The sequence below is a fragment of the Paenibacillus oleatilyticus genome, assembly GCF_018998565.1.
Taxonomy (GTDB): Bacteria; Bacillota; Bacilli; order Paenibacillales; family NBRC-103111; genus Paenibacillus_G; species Paenibacillus_G oleatilyticus.
In genome coordinates this window covers 1-512 of sequence record NZ_JAHNZO010000090.1, presented here as the reverse complement: position 1 = coordinate 512, position 512 = coordinate 1, and the positions used below count along the sequence as shown (strand labels likewise).

Annotated in this window: 1 protein-coding gene; it reads left to right on the top strand. The window is 61.5% G+C overall.

Features of this window, described 5'->3' with window-relative positions; genetic code table 11:
- Nucleotides 1-512, top strand: a 512-nt coding sequence (locus tag KQX66_RS36425) for an AMP-binding protein (protein ID WP_216798393.1), incomplete at both ends; no start/stop codon positions are given.

Sequence of the window (512 nt, the reverse complement as noted above, 5' to 3'; positions counted from 1 at the left end):
GGCGAGGCGGACGTGATTCTGCAAAAAACGACCTTTACGTTCGACGTGTCGGTGTGGGAGCTGTTCTGGTGGGCCATGGTCGGCTCAAGCGTCTGCCTGTTGACGCCGGGCGGAGAGAAAAACCCGGAGCTGATTTTGCAGGCGATCAGCCGTTATGGCGTGACCACGATGCACTTTGTCCCCGCGATGCTGCATGCGTTCCTGGATTACGCGGAGCAGCAGGCGAAGCAAACGGTCGCTGAACAAACGTCCAGCCTGCGCCATGTATTCGCCAGTGGAGAGGCGCTGCCGCCGCAGCACGTGGCCCGCTTCCAAGAGGCGATAGGCCAGGTGAACCGGGCGCGGCTGGTCAATCTGTACGGCCCGACGGAAGCAACGGTGGACGTCTCGTACTTCGATTGCGAGCCGGATGAGTCCTATGCGGTGATTCCAATCGGCAAGCCGGTGCACAATACCCGGCTGTATATCCTGAAGGAAGGCACGGAGCAGCTGCAGCCGGTCGGGGTGGCAGG